Source organism: Legionella pneumophila subsp. fraseri, assembly GCF_000586315.1.
Classification (GTDB): Bacteria; Pseudomonadota; Gammaproteobacteria; order Legionellales; family Legionellaceae; genus Legionella; species Legionella pneumophila_B.
Map to the genome: position 1 here is coordinate 513,899 of NZ_JFIM01000001.1, position 17,698 is coordinate 531,596.

Consider the following 17,698-nt stretch of genomic DNA (forward strand, 5'->3'; position numbering starts at 1 on the left):
AAAAGATATCCACTAAACCAGAACTTCTGCAACAATCAAGAGCTAACTATTTCTATGAAAATATTTTTAAATTTAACTATTTGTTAAATAGGGAAAATTTATGTTAGATTAAAAATCTTATTATTACAGGGAGTTGAGAATGAAATACTTATTATTAGGTTTGGGAGCGCTTACCACCATTTCGACAACAGTTTATTCCTCTCCTCCTTCGGCAATTATACAGCCAGTATCCTGCATTACCTCTCAATTCACTTCCACCGGCAATCAACATTGGAGATCCATCAATCTAAAATTAACCAACAGTTGTGGCCAAGCAGTTGATTTTCAGAATTCGACCGTGACGTTTCAGACAAAGGCGTCGCTTAATACGTCGTTTTGGGGTGATTTCTGGCCTTTGTCTTATCCTGATAATACATTAAACATTAGTTCCCAACCGCAACCGGGTGGAAATTACCTGGCCACATTGACCTTGCATTTCCCCACTTTCCCAGGTGCCAACAGCAAATTACCAGCTGGAAGTTCAATTACTCTTAAATACGGTGATTTTACTGACAGCTATATTGAAAATACAGTTAATGTTTATTTAGGAACACCCGTTAATATCGGAAACATCCAGCTGACTAATAATACAGTAAAACCCACCAATGTGCTTCAGAATTATGCCTTGGTTCATATCACATTAAATGGCCAAGCTGTCAGTGATGTCCAATTGCCTTGGAATAGTACACAACTAATAACCGGCCTTGCTGCAGGAACTTATGGGCTTGCTGCCGAAACGGTTACAAGCACCGACGGCAATACTTATCAGGGTACCGCAGTTCCTAGTACCGTCACTGTGAATGCTAACCAGACAAGCAATGCGACTATTAACTATGCATCAGTTCCCCAAACTGGAAAGATTAGTATCAATCTGCAAGCACTGCCTAGTGAATTAACTGGCTATACGGATAACCCCTCGGTATTGTTAACTCTTCCTCAAACTGGCACCTCCCAATTGCAAACTGTGAGCTGGGGCAATTCGACCACAGTGACCCAATTAAAAGACGGTGCGTCTTATCAGTTTTCAACATCACCTATCCATTTCAATAACTACCAGTGCAAGCCTTTGTTTACACCAACTACAGTTATTGCCAATAAAACCAATGTGCCAACCACTAATCTCACTTACCAATGCGTTCAGGTCGTCCAGGATTCAGTCACTGTAAAAGTGCAAGGGGCACCTGCTTCATTAGCAACAATTAATATTACCTTCACTCCTAATGATAACACAGCACCGATTGTGCAAACTGTCGATTTAGCGAATGGAAGTGGCTCTGCGATTATTTCTTTGATTGATGGAGTTATTTACACGGTGTCAGGCCAAGCTGTTTCAGGTTACACCTTAAATTTTTCACCCCAACCGCTGACTGCAACGGCTAATGCCATTGAAACAGTGACTTTATCAGCTAATCCAGCCAGTAATGGTCGCATCATTGGTTACCTGCCTGGCTGGAAAACACCACCGACTCCACAAGCACTGGCTGATGCGGGTTATACCCACATGATGGTTGCTTTCGGCGTATTTAGCACCAGCAAACCAGGACAGATTACACCGGCGTTTGATACTATAACCAAGCCCTACATTCAGTCCTTGCATCAGAAAGGCATTAAGGTCATCTTATCATTAGGCGGTGCATTGACCAGCTTACCGAACACCACGGTTGATTTTCATCAGGCATTGACAGCTGCCACATCACCCGATGCCTTTAAGCAAACCTTTATAAATTCCTTACGTAGTTTAATGGATGAATACGAGTTTGATGGGTTTGACATCGACATTGAGCATGGTTTGAATGGCAGCGGTACCTTTGTCAACCCACAAGGCGACATCGCGGTTTTAGCCAGTATTATCAACACGATGTACAGCCAGAATACTAATTTGCTGATTACCATGGCACCACAGACAGCTAATGTGGCAGCAACCAATGGTTTTGACGGGGTCTGGGGTAACTATGCTTCTTTGATTATGCAAACTCATGATGCCTTAGCCTGGGTCGGTATACAACTTTACAATACAGGCTGCATGTTCGGCATTGATATGGTGTGTTACGGCCCAACGCCAACCAGCAATCCTGATTTCAGTGTCGCCATGGCCACTGATCTGCTGGAAAACTGGCCAGCTCAATTACCCAATGGCAGTAATACAGGCTTCCAACCCTATATCAGCCACTTAAACCCATCCCAGGTAGTCATCGGGTATCTCGCAGCTAATGCCAGTGGCAACGGTGACGGCTCGCCTGTAATTCCAACAAGCACCATTAAACGTGCCATCCAGTGCCTGAAAACAGCAACGGTTAGTAGTAACAGTTGCGGATCGTATGTTCCTCCTCGCGCCTATGGAAATATTGGGGGGGTATTTAACTGGGAAGTTACCTTTGATCAGAGTAACAACTTCAGGTTTGCTACTGACCTGAGAAACTGTGTTATCAACGGTGTATGTAGTTGATGTAAGTATGCGCCTCGTCCGAGGCGCATTGTTCTTTTTTTAATATCATAACAGGATGAATAATGAAAAAATTAATAGGAAGTATTGGTCTTGCAATGGCCAGTTTCTCTCTGTTCGCCCATGGAGCTTTGGAAATTCCTATTTCCAGAACGTATCAATGCTACAAAGAAGGGCCAGAAACCCCAAAATCCGCCGCGTGTAAGGCGGCGGTGCAGGTAGGAGGCACACAACCCTTGTACAATTGGCATGAAGTGAACCAGGGTGCAGCCAACGATCAGCATCGTGAATTAATAGCCGATGGTCAATTGTGTTCTGGCGGCAGAGACTTTTTTAAAGGATTTAACTTAGCTCGAACAGATTGGACAACAACGATTATACATCCCGATGCTAATGGTCATTTCCAATTTATTTTCCATGCTACCGCGCCTCATAAAACCAAATATTTCAAATTTTATGCCACCAAAGACAGCTATGATTTCAATAACCCTTTAAAATGGTCTGATCTGGACGCAAGCCCATTTTGTACCATTACCAGTGTTACCTTAGCCAATGGGCGTTATCAGATGGATTGCCCAATGCCTACAAATATGACAGGTAAACGCATTTTTTACATGATCTGGCAGCGCGAAGACAGTCCTGAAGCTTTCTATGGATGCAGCGATGTATTTATTGACGGCACTGCACAAGCACCAACCTGGTATGAACTCCAGGATCTTTATGGCACGGGCGATATCGCCGCCGATACCAAAGTCACTTTGCGAGTTTTCAAGCACGAAGTGGAAGTGGAAAACAACAGCATTACGGTCAACAACAGCAACCGAATGGCTGAGCAATGGCCTTTGGCTTTAGGGACTAAGGTTAACATGTCCTCCTCACTAGTGCGTATTGGTCAACTTGATCCGGAAAGCGGCCAAGTCATTCTGGCAGCCAATCAGGCCAATAAAATCTACCTAAGCGATACTGATATTAGCAATTACCATGTGATGATTGATTTCACGGAGCCTTCCAATACCACAGATTTGATTTATCCTGATGGGATTAATAATTATAAAGCTGGTACGATTGTCCTCGGTCGCCTGGACCACAAACGCTATCAATGCAAACCCTGGCCTTTTTCTGGTTGGTGCTCGCAATCCCCAACCTACTATGAGCCCGGTGTAGGTCTTGCCTGGTCGCAAGCCTGGACTTTGTTAGGTTAAGTGTTGAAATCCCCGCTTTTGGCGGGGATTTGTTAGTGATTTGTCTTGCTAACTCACAATTATAGGTAGCTTACTATCTAAAAGAAACAGGTAAAAAAATCTATATTTAAAAAGTTGAACTCCCCGCATCTTGTGGTGCATTATCTATATTAACGGCAGCACTGATATAATTGATCCTCTCAATACATAATCTATAGCATCGACTAATGAAATAAAATTAAATCCACGTTTCCTTAATGGCAAAACGGCGAGAAAATCCAACAATTTTTTAAACCAGCCAAAAATGTTGCGGCACTCGATTGACAACAGCGGTTCCAATAATACGCTTAGATCAACCTTGCTGCCACCTTACAATAATAGCCATGTGTTTCGCAAAACTCATCCAATATGCGTTTCTTCACCTCTCGATTACCTCGGTGGTAAAGTCAACGCTCTGTTTTTAAATATAAATCCGTACGTACTTCCCCCATTTTTGCTTTCCTCCTTTCGGCAACAGGTAATTTGAGGCAATTCGGCAAATTGATTAAAATTTCATCACTTAATATTCAATTAATGTAAACATGTTAAAATAATTATCTACATCTAGCCATTGTGAGTAAAAATGAAACTGAAAAACCTGTTTAATATATTTAAAGAATCTGATGATGTTACAAAAATTGAAAACAATGGAGACTTATCAACTTTACCTCCTGAAGTATTGCAAATCATAGTAAGCTATTTGGATTCAAAATCAGTGCTTAACGTTCGAACCCTTTCAAAAGACCATCTAGAAAAAATTCATTATTTTTTAAGCGATCTCGAGGTAGCAAAAAAAACTGGGTTAGTAAACTTAGGGTTGCAGAATTTGATTGCTGTAGGTAAAAATGTCATGCATAGAAAATATGGAATTTCTGATTTCTACGGTAAACCGAAAGAACCTGGCTCGAAAGAAATTAACAAATCGTTTGAAAAAAGGGTGACATTATTTACAAACGAAACTGATGCGGATGCACATATTAAAAAACACACCCAAAATAGTGAATTTGGTTACCTTGAGAGTAAGCCGCATAAAACCGTGGTTACTGTTAAAAATCAGAACACCCTGTTTCGAATACAAAAACCAATAGGTAAAGAAACGGACCTTGTACTATCTGTTAGTGATAAAGAAGAAATAACTAAAAAACTTGAATTCAAATAAGCAACGTGCCTGAAGTTTTTTTACACACCCTTACTGTAGACATACACCGATCTGCCTCTCTCCCGCGTAAGGAATTTGAATAGCATGATGATGCTCCTTGCGGGAGAGGGTTTGGGGAGCGGGAAATGGATAAATCTATTTTGAAGCAGCGTGCTAAAAATTTATGAAAACAAAGCACCAATGCTGAGAGGCATCTTTAGTATTACCTTCGTGCAAATTTAAATTCAAGTGACAAGTCCGGATAACATACATCATTGATTTCGTATGCTTGGAAAAGCGCTTAATCGTTGAACTAAATGGTGGTCGGCATCTGGATAATCAAAAATACGATATGGAAAGTACAGTTTGGTTAAAAGAATGTGGGTTTAAAGTGTTACACTTTTGGAATAATGATATACTGCAACAAACCGCATCGCTTATCGAAATAATCATGCAAGCCTTAGGTGAGACATAGATTGGACACAAAAGGGATTATTCTACTTTAATTCAAATAATATGCTTAGAAACATCACACCGGCCGGATACGTCCTGGCCGTTTTATCATATCTTGTTGCAATCCTTCTAAAGCGCTTAATTTTTTGAAAAACGCTCAACAATGTTTCGTTCTTTATAAATATGATGATCATGTGTGGTTGGACTTAAACGATTTCGCTTGCTGGGAATAACAGTTGTTGTACCTTTTTTGTTTAAACTATGTCGAAAAGCATCAATATCGTACGCTTTGTCTGCCAAGAAAAATTCACAATTCTCATGAGCAAACACCCTTTGAGCTACCTGACTCTCATGGACTTGGCCTGGAGTTAAGAGAATATTTACCAATTGACCAAAAGAATGAACTTTTGCATGAGTCTTAAGTGCTTAACCCGCTGACGCTACTGCCTATTGCTTCTAAAGCCTCATCATAGCTGCTTCTCATGGCATCTTAATGTACTTTTATGATTGACCCATCAAGGATGTGCCATTTGTGATCGCAATCTTTTTTTCAATTCTGCCAGTATGGCAGCAATATAGCCTTTTTTAGACCAATAATTATATCGATTATAAACGCTTTTCCAATTGCCATATACCGGGATAAATCACGCCAAGTGGCTCCAGTTCGTAGCATCGAGCATATTGCTTCCATAAATAAGCGAGCATCGTTCCCATGTCGCCCTTTCGGTTTGGGTGATAGTTTTTGAAAACCATCCCAAAGCACATCATCTATGACCATTCGTGACATTCCCCTCTCAAACCCTCTCCTGCGAAGATCATCATACTATTCAAATTCCTTGCGCGGGAGAGGGGGCAGATCGATGCATGCCTAAAGTTCTGGGTATGATCTAAGATTAAGGGTGTGTAAAAAAACTTAAGGGACTTTGCCTAGTTGTCAGCCTTGAATGCTATAATTGTGCTGATTAATGAGGATTCGACATAATTGTCCAAATAATAGTCATTATATTTGTGGTAAGTTACCCCCTAAACTAACTGAACGAAAAATAGCTTTCGACCATGCTGTAGATCCTTCAAGTACTAAATCGATACATATCTCAATTTGATCATTTTTATTTCGAATAAACAAGTTATGTAGAGAAAATTAAGTTTGTTGGCTAGAGCCAATTATAGTAAGTACTTTCTCTCTATTTTTGGCCATATAAGCACTTTCAATGAATGAGAGTTAGCATGAAATTATCAGGATTATTTTCCATATTTAATGGATCATTCAGGTAGAAAGACAACGTTTGCTTTTTTGCCATCTACAATAATATCTATTTGTTTGTCGAATCCATACATCGAAGCAGCATCAATCATAAAGGCTTTTGTACATTGATCAATAGAAATTGTTTCATTTGCCACCATAACAAGTTGTTGGACACTTTCTAAAAAATGAAACGAACTCAAATTAATTGAATTAGTGTTTTTACGCTCTTTGTAGGGATGACGTTCTCTGGTTATTAAACTCTTCTGTAAAATCAGGAGTGGTGTCATATAATCCTGGCAGACTTTTTAACAGATTAATTTCTTTTCTTGTTTCTTTACTGAAATTAATCTCCTGCTGATTGCTGATTGGCTCTGCCAATGGAGAAGCAAGGAAAGCATAGGCAAATTCTCTCAATCTATCTGCAGGGTTAGTATGTACTGATTTTATTTCATGCCATTGCAAACACAGATCTATTTGATCTTGAGTAGCTGCTCCTTTGATCAACATTAGTCTATCAATAGTTTTTTCTACGTGCTGAGACCAAGTTCTGTCTGGCTGTTTAAAATTTTGCAATCTTGATTTAAAATCAATGGTTTTTTTTATTGATTGCTCTTGTTGCTCACCACTGTTTGCTAATACTCTTGCTGTTTTTTCATCAAATGGCTGTGGTTTATAATCTGCATCAATCATACTTTTCAGTTGCATGTCACAAAATGCTTTACCTACCTTGATAACTCCCTCTTTTTCTTCCTTCTCAATATGCATTTGAGCAGTCGTTATGGAAATGGGAGGTGCCACCATAACAAAGAGATTTCCATTATCTATGTATTTCAGTATTTCTCTTTTCTGTTCTTTTACAGCACCCTCAACATCAAGTTTACATAATATTTTTTTAACAAAATCTCCTAAATACCCCATAATCCTTTCCATGAAGGATGGATTTTTAAATTCCTTTTCTGTAATGTCCAATTGATTCTCACAAGAAACTCCAATTGTAGTTATAACACCTGGAGTATAAGCTTCTTCCTTATTAAAGAAGATATTGACTGGTAAATTATTGGCAGCACCTCCATCAATGTATTTTCTTCCTTGGTAGATTACCGGATCAAACACTCCAGGTAATGATGCAGAGATACGAACTGCTATGGAAACAGGCATATCAGCGTCTTTCTCATGAGAAAAAATCCGTAACTTGCCATTTTCATCTGTTCCGGTAATGTACAATTCCTTGAATTGCTGAGGATCATATTGATGTAGCGTGTGTAAATGACCAAAAGTTAAATCAAAATTCGGATCATGCAATCCGTTTATGATTTTTTGGGTGTCTTCCACAATCTGTTTTCTGTTTGCAAGATTGCTATATTCAGCGCTCTCTTTATCCTCAATTGCATTCAGTTTCTCATCAAGACTTTTCAATTCATTATCCAGAGATTCAGGAAAATGCGTGAAAATAGCCATCCTCATCACATGTTCCATCGCTTCAACTAACTTGGTTCCTTTAGAAGCAATGAGACCAGTTAACTTGGAGGGTTTCGTGACCAGTTTTGCTTCTGCAAGACTGGATTCAGTATTTCGCTGTTCACTCGTTTGCTCATGACTTATTGAAGAATAATCCGCAGAAGAGTCAGCTTGTGGACTTTTATCGCTTTTAGGAAGCAATTTTTTAGTCAATCGGTTATCAACAAAATCCGCTAAACTATTCGCACTACAAAAATATTCCATTAACTCGGCTGAACCACCGCAAGCGACTATCGCTGCGGTCATTGCACCCGCAGAGCTTCCTGCAACATTTTCAATGTTTTCCAATACTCCTTGTTCAGACAAGGATTGCAGCGCTCCAACATAAGCCACCCCTTTGGAGCCACCTCCACGAAATACGAGATTTTTTGCAGTACTCAATTTTCCTAGGTTTACAGACGTCTCATTTGATGTACCATTTTGACTATTTGACGTTTTCATAATTTCACCTGCTCATTGGGTTTAAATACATCATAACAAGTGAATATGAACAGGATGTGACATGCTTATGAGTTCTTTCTATAAGTTATAACTTATAGTTATATTGGTTGATTTACAGCAATGGTTAAGTCTGCATAAGATTATTCAACACTACTGGGCATAATGAGAAACTCTATTTTTGATATACTTTTACAAAAAATTAAATAAGGATAATCCTTGAATTCTTGTAAAACTTAACTGGGCTGCCTGCAGATTGACTAGTTGTAAATTCAATTCTGTTGCAACAGCGACAGGATCAATTTCTCTAAGTTTTTTTAATGTCGCGGTACTGATGTCCAGATAATCATTATTCGCTTTTTCAGCAGTTTCCAATTGATTGAGCCTTGCCCCCAAATCAGATTGTACGCTCAAAATATGAACCAAAGCACTGTCAATCTGAGCTAATAATTGATTATTTTCAGTTTGAGTAGCTGCTTTTTCTACAGCGGAGGTATAGGGTTTATTCAAGTTATTTATCATACGTTGCACAGTAGAGAAAATAGATTCATTTTTTGCGGGACTAATTGAAAATGAATCCCCTGCTTTGGGCAAGCCAGATACCACCATTTCCATACCATTAAAACCAATGGCACTACCCTCCTGATATAATGGGGCATCATCCGGTAAACCGCTTGGTGGTATCACATTACCACTGAGAGTGCCACTCACCATAACAACCAAGTTACCCTGAGAATTTAAAGCAAAAGTCATTGTGTAATTATCAGGTACAAAAGCTGCTTCATTAGTCACGGAACCAGAACTGACTGAAGCTGTTCCTGTATTAGGAGTTACTGTTTCTCTTATAGTAAAACTCCCATTTCCATTTGGGATACGCATAAACACATTATCGCCTGTGTCATTAACGGCCACGAGTAAACTCGTTGTAACCGCTTGAAAACGTTGTGTATTATCCCCGTTATAAACATAATCCCCTGATAAATTCAATGAAACTGGCTGTGTTAATGACTTGCTACCACTGAACATATAACTTCCATTATTGTCCTTGGTGTTGGCATAATCAAGTAATTGATTTAATAAAGCCTGGGCTTCAACAGCGAGGGTTTTTCTATCCTCTTCAGAAAGACTGGGATTACCAGCCTGAATTTGTATTTCACGTAAGCGATGAAGTGAATTAACTGCATTGGATAATATCCCTTCCTCTAAACTTAACGCACTCTCGGCTGCTTGACGATTATTTTGGAACAGCTCTATGTTGTTAATTCGCTGTTTAATCAGCTCAATTTGTGCTGATGCCACTGGATCATCAGATGGAGTCCGTACTCTTATACCGCTAGCTTGTTGATCTTGAAGCCTTGCCAATCTCTCTTGTTGGGTCAACAAATTGTCCAAACCTCGCTGATATATCTGATTGGTTGAAATACGCATTCATCACCTCATGATATCGAACAACAAGTTCATAATTTGATTGGATATTTCCATCAATTTTCCCGCTGCCTGGTAGGCCTGTTGAAAGATAAGCAAATTGGCTCCCTCCTCATCCAGATTGACTCCGCTTTTGCTATCCTGAAAATCCAATGCCTGCTTATGAAGTATATCGGCAGATTCAAAACTAGTTTTAGCTTGATTAGTTCTACCTCCTACTTCAGCAAGCAAATTACCATATCTGTCAAATAAGGTTTCGCTGCCATTTGAAAAAATCTTGTTTTGTTGTATGTTGCTAAGGATTAAACCATTGCGATTATCACCGAATCCACCCGAATTGTAATCAGTTGTAAATTGGTCTCCGGATTTAGGAATTCCTGATAAAACAACGGAATAAGAAGGAGTTATTCCATCGGGAATTTGAATGATATTGTTCGTATTTGGTACAAAAGCAAACGGACCGGTTGTTGTACTGTCCGTTACATTAACCAGGTTGTATTGAGTATCCGAAATAAAATCAATTCTGAATTGTTTGTTAACAACAGCCGTATTCAATACGGAACCTAAAATAATTTGACCTTGTCCGGTATTATTTAATGAAGCCGTTGTTTTCACCGGAGAAGCCAGTGCAATTTCATAGGCATCTTTAATTTGTATAGCAAAATCTCTGGCGGCTCCCCTGGTAGGGGTCAGAGTATAACGGTCATTATTTGCCAATTGCGATAAATCATTTACTGTAATTGTCATTCCATCTATAACTACTTGCCCTGCTGGTGGAGTTGGTGGCGAGCTTGACCAGGTTAAAGTTGTAGAAGTACCGTCTGATTTCCGTATCAATCGTAATTCATTAGCTCCAGTATCGCTAATTATTAGATCGTAATCGCTTAATTTCACTTGGGATATATCTGAGATATTGACAGATAAGACAGCAGTTCCACTATTATCAGCTGAAGCGGTAGATCGTTTGAGCATTTGCCCGGGGGAATTAAAGTCAGTGAAAAAATCCTTACCAATTTGGCTATTCATATCCATACCCAGCTTATGTTGGGCATTAAATGTCTGAGCCAAACCAATAGCCATTTGACCTATTAATTGACTGGCCTGTCCCAGAACATTTTTCTCATAATCTATGAGGCCGCCTAACATACCGGTGGTCAGCCTGTCTGTGATATCGACTTGATTATTTCCCCCGTTACTTAAAAAAATCTTTATTCCAAAAATAGAATCATTACCTGAACCCACTAGCAAATCGCGTTGCTGGGTTCCAGCTACTAACATATCTCCACTGGCAATCCCAACACTAATCGTGCCATCACCCTGATCAAAAATACTCAGATCGGTATAACCTGATAATTGTTTAAGTAACTCGTCTCTATGATCAAGTAATTCAGGTATATTGTTATTCCCTAATAATTTTCCATTAACCTCCGCCAACTCTTTTGTTATTCGATTAATTATTTTTACTGACTCTGTTACTTGCAATGTTGAATTACGCTCATACTCTTCGAGTTTTATTTGTAGTGAATTAAATTGCTGAGCCAATAACTGACTCTGTTTCAATACAACACCTCTTGTCGCTATACTATCAGGTGTATTATTCAATTGTCCTATTGAATCAAAAAAAGTTTGCAAGGGAACCGAAATACTTGATCCATCTTGTGAAAGCAGTTTATCGATCTGAATTGCCTGATTATAAAACGCATCATACTGAGTTCTATAACTCAAGGTACTTCGAACCTGAGCATTAGCGAATTGATCAACATTTCGATAAATCGATGAAACAGATACTCCTGCTCCTATGTATGACCCAGCATAGCGATTCGAGGGTATAGGAGTAAATTGGATAGATTGTCTGCTATACCCTCTCGTTTTAAAATTAGCAATATTATTGCCAGTAACGTCCAAGGCACGCTGAAAAGCATTCAATCCTGAATAGGCAATATTAAGTATAGACATGTTTTGCTCACTCCCTGAACTAATTTATTCTTTGGCTCGTGCATAACTATCAAGTTTGTTCGGATAACTCACATCGTTGTATTGCCTGATTCAATTCATCACCATGATAGATAGATAAAATCTTATTGCTATAATTTGGGTCAGTAGCATACCCTGCTTTATTTAGCTCACTGACATAAAGCTCAGGATTTGCTGCATTGGCTAAGGCCATCTGGTAACGCTCACTTCCTCTAATTAACGAAACATAATCATGAAAACCATGCTCTATGGACGGATATTTTCTAAAGGATGCATTTATCTTAATGGGTGTATCGGCAATGTATTCTGTTGTTTTAACTTGAATTGAGTCTGCCTTGCTATTCGACCCGGTCTTTATATTAAATAAATTATTGCTGCTCGAGCCATCCGCATCTCTTGTAACAAATTTACCCCAGCCCGTTTCTAATGCGGCCTGGGCTACTAACAGTTTGGGATCCAATCCAATTAAAGACGCGGCTTGTTTTGCTGTGGGCCATATTGATTTTACGAAATCATCAACGGATAGCGATTTTTCTGAATTAATACCTTTGGTATTGTTAACCTCATTAGAGGAATTAACCGGATTATTTGCTTTATCCCCAACTGAATTTTCCAGTTGTTTAGCCAGTAGAGCTGCCAATCCTATCCCTTTAGACTCGGCAATAGTACTAGCATATTGTGCATCCAGCATCTCTTGAAAAGTCGCTTCATTTTTACCACTAAAAGGACTGGATTCATCAAGGAAATGCTGTCCCATCCTCATGCTTTTTAACATGGATTGCAAGAATATCCCTTCAAACTGTTTAGCTACTTCAGGCAACGCCTCTTTTGCATTGTTTTTTGCCTGAGTTTTTAATTCATTTAACCCTTGAAAATCACTCGTAGCAATACTTTGTATGCTCATACCTATCACCTTTATATGACTATTAATGTAGCACTCAACGCGCCTGCCTGTTGTAACGCTTCCAGTATGGAGATCACATCAGCAGGTGTTGCACCAACAGCATTGATTCCTCTTACTATATCTTTCAAAGTGGTACCCTTGGGCAGGATAAAGGCTCGGTTATTTTTTTGCTGAATATTGACTTGCGATTGTTGCGTAGCCACAGTGCGCCCTGAAGCAAAGGCATTAGGTTGACTGATAACTGGAGTCTCTGTAATGCTAACGACCAAATTACCATGGGAAACGGCAGCAGATTTAACAATCACATTGCTTGAAATAACCACTGTTCCAGTCCTGGCATTGATAATAATTTTTGCCATGGCTTCACCTGGTTTAAATTCAATATTCTCAAGTACTGAAACATAATCTACACGTTGGGATAATTTTTTAGGAGCTGTTACTACAACAGATCCAGCATCGATAGCTTTTGCTGTGCCTGGTCCCATTAACTCATTGATAGCATCGCTCATTCGTTTTGCAGTAGTGAAATCCGGGGTATGCAGGTTGTAAGTCAGTGAGTTTGAGTAATAAAATGGATTAGGAATATCCGCTTCAATCGTAGCGCCATTGGGAATCCTGCCCCCGCTGGGTACGTTAACAGTGACGCTTGAACCATCGCTCCCGGAAGCACTGATGCCAGATACTACAACGTTTCCTTGCGACATGGCATAGACACGACCATCCGCACCTTTCAAAGGGGTAAGTAATAAAGTTCCACCTAACAAACTTTTAGAATCACCTATGGATGAAATGTTGACATCCATTGTCTGTCCTTTTTTCATAAAACTGGACAAATTGGCAGTGACCATCACTGCTGCAATATTTTTGGAATTGAGTCTAACTCCCGGAGGAACGTTAATTCCTAATTGAGTCAGCATGTTAGCAAAGCTGTCTTCAGTAAATTTAGTGCCGGTTTTATCCCCAGTACCACTTAAGCCAACTACTAACCCATAACCAACCAATTGGTTAACACGAACACCAGCTAAAGTAGCAATATCTTTGATTCGTTCAGCAAAAACTTGAGTTGCAATTAAATGAAATGCCAATAACCACCCAATAACCAGCACTCGCCGCATCTTAATTCCTTGTCAGTTGTAATCTCGATAATTATCAATTACGTCGGGAATAAAGGCCCCCATAAGATTCTTGATAACCATCCTTGAGCGTTCGTATTATTAATTTGGCCAGTTCCACCATAAGAAATTCTTGCATTGGCAATTCTATCAGAGGTAATGGTATTATCTGCTTTTATATCCTGGGGACGAACTATCCCTGAAAGACGAACGAATTCATTGCCCTGATTAATTCTGACCCACTTCTCGCCTTGAACAACCATATTGCCATTCGCCAACACTTTAGCTACCGTTACTGAAATACTGCCGGCTAATTTATTGTTTTGTATTGATCTGCCTTCCCCGTTAAACTGTCTTTGATTATCCAAATCAAAATCCATGCTGTAACCACTTCCCAAAGAAATTGGCCTACCTAAAAAGAGTTTATTTGTGATTTTTTCCGTATCATTTTTTCTCTGAGTGGTAGTCGCATTTTTCTGGGCATCCGTTTTTTCTATCAAATATACTGTTAATATATCACCTGGATGCCTTGCCCTCGGCGTTTCAAATAAAGGGAGAGCCGTTTCACTACTATAAATAGCACCACTTACCTTTCTTAACTCCTTGGGATCCGGTGTTACAGGATAGGTTGGAGCATAATCAGGATTATCGCCTGGTGCAGGTGGATGTAAGGCTTCACACCCAAACAACAAGACTGTAGCCAAGCAAGTGGTAGCTATATTAAATCGATTCATAACCTATCTCACTTACAGAGTTTGGGTTAAATATTGCAACATACTGTCAACGGTCTGAATGCTTTTTGCTGTTATTTCATAGCTTCTTTGAGCCTGAATCATATTAACCAATTCTTCAACCACATTCACATTAGAAGCTTCTAATGAACCTTGCAATAAAGTACCCAATCCAGAATTACCAGGATTATCTGTAATTGGTGTACCACTTGCTACGGTTTCCGTATACAAATTCTGTCCAATCGGTTGCAATCCAGCAGGGTTTATAAAATCGGTTAATTGGATATTTCCTATAACAGATGGCGCATTATTTCCCGCGACTAAAGCACTAACTGTGCCGTCTGTTCCAATAGTAATTTTTGTCGTTTGTGGTGGTATCGTAATGTTGGGCTGAAGAGGATACCCATTACTATTAACGATCTGGCCGGTACTATCAGTTTTAAAACTTCCATCACGTGTATAGGCTTGTGTGCCATCTGGCATTAACACAGTAAAAAAACCACGGCCTTCGATTGCGACATCCAAAGCATTTTGCGTATTCTGAAGACTGCCTTGGCTAAAGATTTTTTCTGTAGCAACCAGATGCACTCCTGTTCCCATGTTTATACCGGTGGGAATTTGCGAATTTTGTGAAGATTGAGCGCCAGCCTGACGAAGATTTTGATAAATTAAATCCTCGAATAAAGCTCTCCCCTTTTTAAAAGCAGTTGTGTTGACGTTAGCAAGATTATTGGCAATAGTAGCAATATTCTTATCCTGGGCTTCCAAACCTGATTTACTGACCCATAATGCTGGTTCCATAACGGCCTCCTGCTATTATTCTTCTAATTATTATTTCGGCCCTAATTATCATTTCAGATTTGCAAATGCATAAAAAACATCTTCCGCTTTACAATCATCTATGACTCCTAACAACTGAAAAGCGGCTTACAGTGACTGAAACAATAACTAAATTAATTACGTTTATTCTTGCAATAGTTGTGCCAATTTTTGTCCATTATCATCAACTGTTGATAATAGTTTCATATGGGCATCAAATTCCCGACCAGCACTGATCATAGCTACCATTTGATCAATTGCTTTGACGTTACTTCCCTCCAAGGCACCACTTTGCAATTTAATGTTACTATTAGCAATAGCAGCACCTGATTTCAGCTGGATCAAACCCTCATCATTTTTATAGATATTATTTCTATCCAGAGTAACCAATTTAATCCTGTCTAATATCGCCAGGGATTTGGCATCACCTTCTAAAGGCACAATCGATATGGTTCCATCCGAACCTATCTCTATGGATTGAGCAGGCGGGATAGAAATTGGTCCTCCATCGCCTAACACCACCTTACCCGAGGCAGTAATTAACTGCCCATTAGGATTCAAACGCAAACTGCCTCCTCTGGTATAAGCTTCACGACCTTGGCTATCCTGAACAGCCATCCACCCATCTCCATCAATAGCTACATCCAAATCTCTGCCTGTCGTAATAATCTCTCCAGGAGAAGTGTCGACTCCATTAGCATTTTGAGTGATAAATGAATGCACACTGAATTGGTTATTTCCATTCGCATTATTCATGTACATGGTTTGTGCTTGATATAAATCGGCCTTAAATCCAGGGGTATTAATATTCGCCAAATTATTGGCAATTATTTCCTGCCTTTTAAAATCTGAACGCCCACCAGAAATGGCATTATACAGGATCGGTTCCATGACTTACCTCCTAGCGAATATTGATGATCGTTTGAGTAATCGCATCGCCAGTACGAATGGTTTGCGCATTCGCCTGAAAATTGCGCTGGGCGCTAATTAACTTGACCAATTCACCAGTCAAATCCACATTGGATTCTTCAAGTCTTCCTGAATTAATTAATCCCAAACCACCACTCCCAGGAGCACTAACCAATGGCTGTCCTGAAGAAGTAGTTTCAGCCCAGCTGGTATTGCCTATATTTTGTAAACTTTCCGGATCTGCAAAATTGGCCAGCTGAATCTGGCCCATTGCCAAAGATTGACCATTAGTATAACGGCCATAGATCATTCCTGAGTCATCAATATCCAGTCCAGCAAGACTTCCTGTTGTATAGCCATTATTATAAGTCGATTGAACCGCAAAGGGGCTGCCAAATTGGGTACTATCCGATAAATCAATATTTAGATTTAAAGGACTGGAACCATTGTTTAAGTTGAATGACAAAGGAATTAAATTATTGGGTAACGCGGCATTTGAGGTATCGAATACTCCCGCAAACGAGCCATCAGAGTTAAAATTAGCTCGGAATAAATTATTTGTATTTTGAGCCCCCACATTAGGAGGAACGTTTTGATTGTCTATCTGGAATGCTACATACCATTGATTTTCTGTTCCAGCAGGTGATGCGGCATTAGGTGTACCAGCTAAAGCTGTAGAATCAGCATGAATAAAATACATACTCAATACATGTGAATTTCCTAAACTGTCATAGATAGTTGACGAGGTGACATTGTTATAAGTATCGGTTGCCGGACTACCTCCTCCGACCCAATCCACATTCGGCGCTTTGCTTTGAGAGTTCATATTAACACCTACAGAGACATTTGAACTGGCTCTGGGAGTAATATTCGCGGTGTTTATTCTTAAATCACCCGATGCCCCTGTAATGGCGCCGTTAGAATCAGTTAGTAAACCAGTCAAACGTTGATTATTTGCATTGACGATATAGTTTTCATTATTCAACTTAAATTGCCCGGCTCGAGTATAAATCCTGGCTCCTTGATCACTTAATATAAAAAAACCTGAACCATTCACAGCCAGATCAAGAGTATTGTTTGAGGTACTCAATGTTCCTGTAGCAAATGATTGGTGTACACGCGACAGTTTAACACCTCCACCTACTGCGTTGCCGCCAGAGCCATAAGCGCTGGATGAATAAATGTCTGCAAACTCAGCTCTTGAGCCTTTAAATCCTATTGTGGCAGAGTTCGCTATGTTATTACCTATTACTTCCAAATCTTTGGTTGATGCCTGGATTCCACTTAATGCTGTATTAAAAACCATAATAGCCTCCTGCTTTATAATTT

14 protein-coding genes and 1 pseudogene are annotated in these 17,698 nt (G+C 39.6%); 4 read left to right on the top strand and 11 right to left on the bottom strand.

Annotation, left to right across the window (positions count from 1 at the left end; genetic code table 11):
• The first annotated feature begins 139 nt into the window (after positions 1 to 139).
• The 4 genes from CC34_RS0102295 (at position 140) to CC34_RS1000000117290 (ending at position 5,315) form a co-directional block, all read left to right on the top strand.
• A complete protein-coding gene (locus tag CC34_RS0102295; RefSeq protein ID WP_027226788.1) occupies positions 140 to 2,485 on the top strand; it encodes a glycosyl hydrolase family 18 protein in 2,346 nt (781 codons plus the stop codon).
• A 62-nt stretch (positions 2,486 to 2,547) separates the two neighbouring features.
• Positions 2,548 to 3,684: a lytic polysaccharide monooxygenase gene (locus CC34_RS0102300; RefSeq protein WP_027226787.1), complete on the top strand. Its 1,137-nt coding sequence runs from the start codon at positions 2,548 to 2,550 to the stop codon at positions 3,682 to 3,684.
• 601 nt (positions 3,685 to 4,285) lie between these two features.
• Positions 4,286 to 4,861 carry an F-box protein gene (locus CC34_RS0102305; RefSeq protein ID WP_027226786.1) on the top strand — a complete coding sequence of 192 codons (576 nt, stop codon included), beginning with the start codon at positions 4,286 to 4,288 and terminating at the stop codon, positions 4,859 to 4,861.
• Positions 4,862 to 5,129: 268 nt separating this feature from the next.
• Positions 5,130 to 5,315 carry a DUF559 domain-containing protein gene (locus CC34_RS1000000117290; RefSeq protein WP_229309736.1) on the top strand — a complete coding sequence of 62 codons (186 nt, stop codon included), beginning with the start codon at positions 5,130 to 5,132 and terminating at the stop codon, positions 5,313 to 5,315.
• 116 nt (positions 5,316 to 5,431) lie between these two features.
• On the opposite strand, the pseudogene CC34_RS01000000116105 reads toward CC34_RS1000000117290, so the two are convergent.
• The 11 genes and pseudogenes from CC34_RS01000000116105 to flgE form a co-directional block, all read right to left on the bottom strand.
• Positions 5,432 to 5,704, bottom strand: a pseudogene (locus CC34_RS01000000116105) (transposase); the annotation flags it as partial.
• A gap of 139 nt (positions 5,705 to 5,843) precedes the next feature.
• Entirely contained in the window at positions 5,844 to 6,080 is a 237-nt protein-coding gene (locus CC34_RS1000000117785) for a transposase (protein WP_071974635.1), read from the bottom strand.
• Positions 6,081 to 6,758: 678 nt separating this feature from the next.
• The gene (locus CC34_RS0102330) at positions 6,759 to 8,498 is read right to left on the bottom strand and encodes a patatin-like phospholipase family protein (RefSeq protein ID WP_028378314.1); all 1,740 of its coding nucleotides are present in this window, start codon (positions 8,496 to 8,498) and stop codon (positions 6,759 to 6,761) included.
• A 189-nt stretch (positions 8,499 to 8,687) separates the two neighbouring features.
• The gene (gene flgL, locus CC34_RS0102335; protein ID WP_028378313.1) at positions 8,688 to 9,923 is read right to left on the bottom strand and encodes a flagellar hook-associated protein FlgL; all 1,236 of its coding nucleotides are present in this window, start codon (positions 9,921 to 9,923) and stop codon (positions 8,688 to 8,690) included.
• A 3-nt stretch (positions 9,924 to 9,926) separates the two neighbouring features.
• The gene (gene flgK / locus CC34_RS0102340; RefSeq protein WP_028378312.1) at positions 9,927 to 11,876 is read right to left on the bottom strand and encodes a flagellar hook-associated protein FlgK; all 1,950 of its coding nucleotides are present in this window, start codon (positions 11,874 to 11,876) and stop codon (positions 9,927 to 9,929) included.
• Positions 11,877 to 11,925: 49 nt separating this feature from the next.
• The gene (locus CC34_RS0102345) at positions 11,926 to 12,798 is read right to left on the bottom strand and encodes a glucosaminidase domain-containing protein (RefSeq protein ID WP_028378311.1); all 873 of its coding nucleotides are present in this window, start codon (positions 12,796 to 12,798) and stop codon (positions 11,926 to 11,928) included.
• Positions 12,799 to 12,809: 11 nt separating this feature from the next.
• Positions 12,810 to 13,913 (bottom strand): flagellar basal body P-ring protein FlgI, encoded by a 1,104-nt coding sequence (locus CC34_RS0102350; RefSeq protein ID WP_032830128.1) that lies wholly within the window; start codon positions 13,911 to 13,913, stop codon positions 12,810 to 12,812.
• Between the two features lie 38 nt (positions 13,914 to 13,951).
• Positions 13,952 to 14,644: a flagellar basal body L-ring protein FlgH gene (locus CC34_RS0102355; protein WP_027226779.1), complete on the bottom strand. Its 693-nt coding sequence runs from the start codon at positions 14,642 to 14,644 to the stop codon at positions 13,952 to 13,954.
• A 12-nt stretch (positions 14,645 to 14,656) separates the two neighbouring features.
• Entirely contained in the window at positions 14,657 to 15,442 is a 786-nt protein-coding gene (flgG, locus tag CC34_RS0102360) for a flagellar basal-body rod protein FlgG (RefSeq protein WP_011213579.1), read from the bottom strand.
• Positions 15,443 to 15,604: 162 nt separating this feature from the next.
• Positions 15,605 to 16,351, bottom strand: coding sequence for a flagellar basal-body rod protein FlgF (gene flgF, locus CC34_RS0102365; RefSeq protein ID WP_028378309.1), 747 nt, complete (start codon positions 16,349 to 16,351; stop codon positions 15,605 to 15,607).
• 10 nt (positions 16,352 to 16,361) lie between these two features.
• Positions 16,362 to 17,675, bottom strand: a complete 1,314-nt coding sequence (gene flgE, locus CC34_RS0102370) for a flagellar hook protein FlgE (RefSeq protein WP_028378308.1) — start codon at positions 17,673 to 17,675, stop codon at positions 16,362 to 16,364.
• Positions 17,676 to 17,698: the final 23 nt, after the last annotated feature.

Excerpts from the sequence above, each read along its gene's own strand:
- CC34_RS0102330 (WP_028378314.1), bottom strand. The coding sequence starts at position 8,498 with ATGAAAACGTCAAATAGTCAAAATGGTACATCAAATGAGACGTCTGTA.
- CC34_RS0102295 (WP_027226788.1), top strand. The coding sequence starts at position 140 with ATGAAATACTTATTATTAGGTTTGGGAGCGCTTACCACCATTTCGACA.
- CC34_RS0102350 (WP_032830128.1), bottom strand. The coding sequence starts at position 13,913 with ATGCGGCGAGTGCTGGTTATTGGGTGGTTATTGGCATTTCATTTAATT.
- CC34_RS0102300 (WP_027226787.1), top strand. The coding sequence starts at position 2,548 with ATGAAAAAATTAATAGGAAGTATTGGTCTTGCAATGGCCAGTTTCTCT.
- flgL (WP_028378313.1), bottom strand. The coding sequence starts at position 9,923 with ATGCGTATTTCAACCAATCAGATATATCAGCGAGGTTTGGACAATTTG.
- CC34_RS0102345 (WP_028378311.1), bottom strand. The coding sequence starts at position 12,798 with ATGAGCATACAAAGTATTGCTACGAGTGATTTTCAAGGGTTAAATGAA.
- flgE (WP_028378308.1), bottom strand. The coding sequence starts at position 17,675 with ATGGTTTTTAATACAGCATTAAGTGGAATCCAGGCATCAACCAAAGAT.
- CC34_RS0102355 (WP_027226779.1), bottom strand. The coding sequence starts at position 14,644 with ATGAATCGATTTAATATAGCTACCACTTGCTTGGCTACAGTCTTGTTG.
- flgG (WP_011213579.1), bottom strand. The coding sequence starts at position 15,442 with ATGGAACCAGCATTATGGGTCAGTAAATCAGGTTTGGAAGCCCAGGAT.
- flgK (WP_028378312.1), bottom strand. The coding sequence starts at position 11,876 with ATGTCTATACTTAATATTGCCTATTCAGGATTGAATGCTTTTCAGCGT.
- flgF (WP_028378309.1), bottom strand. The coding sequence starts at position 16,351 with ATGGAACCGATCCTGTATAATGCCATTTCTGGTGGGCGTTCAGATTTT.
- CC34_RS0102305 (WP_027226786.1), top strand. The coding sequence starts at position 4,286 with ATGAAACTGAAAAACCTGTTTAATATATTTAAAGAATCTGATGATGTT.
- CC34_RS1000000117785 (WP_071974635.1), bottom strand. The coding sequence starts at position 6,080 with ATGTCACGAATGGTCATAGATGATGTGCTTTGGGATGGTTTTCAAAAA.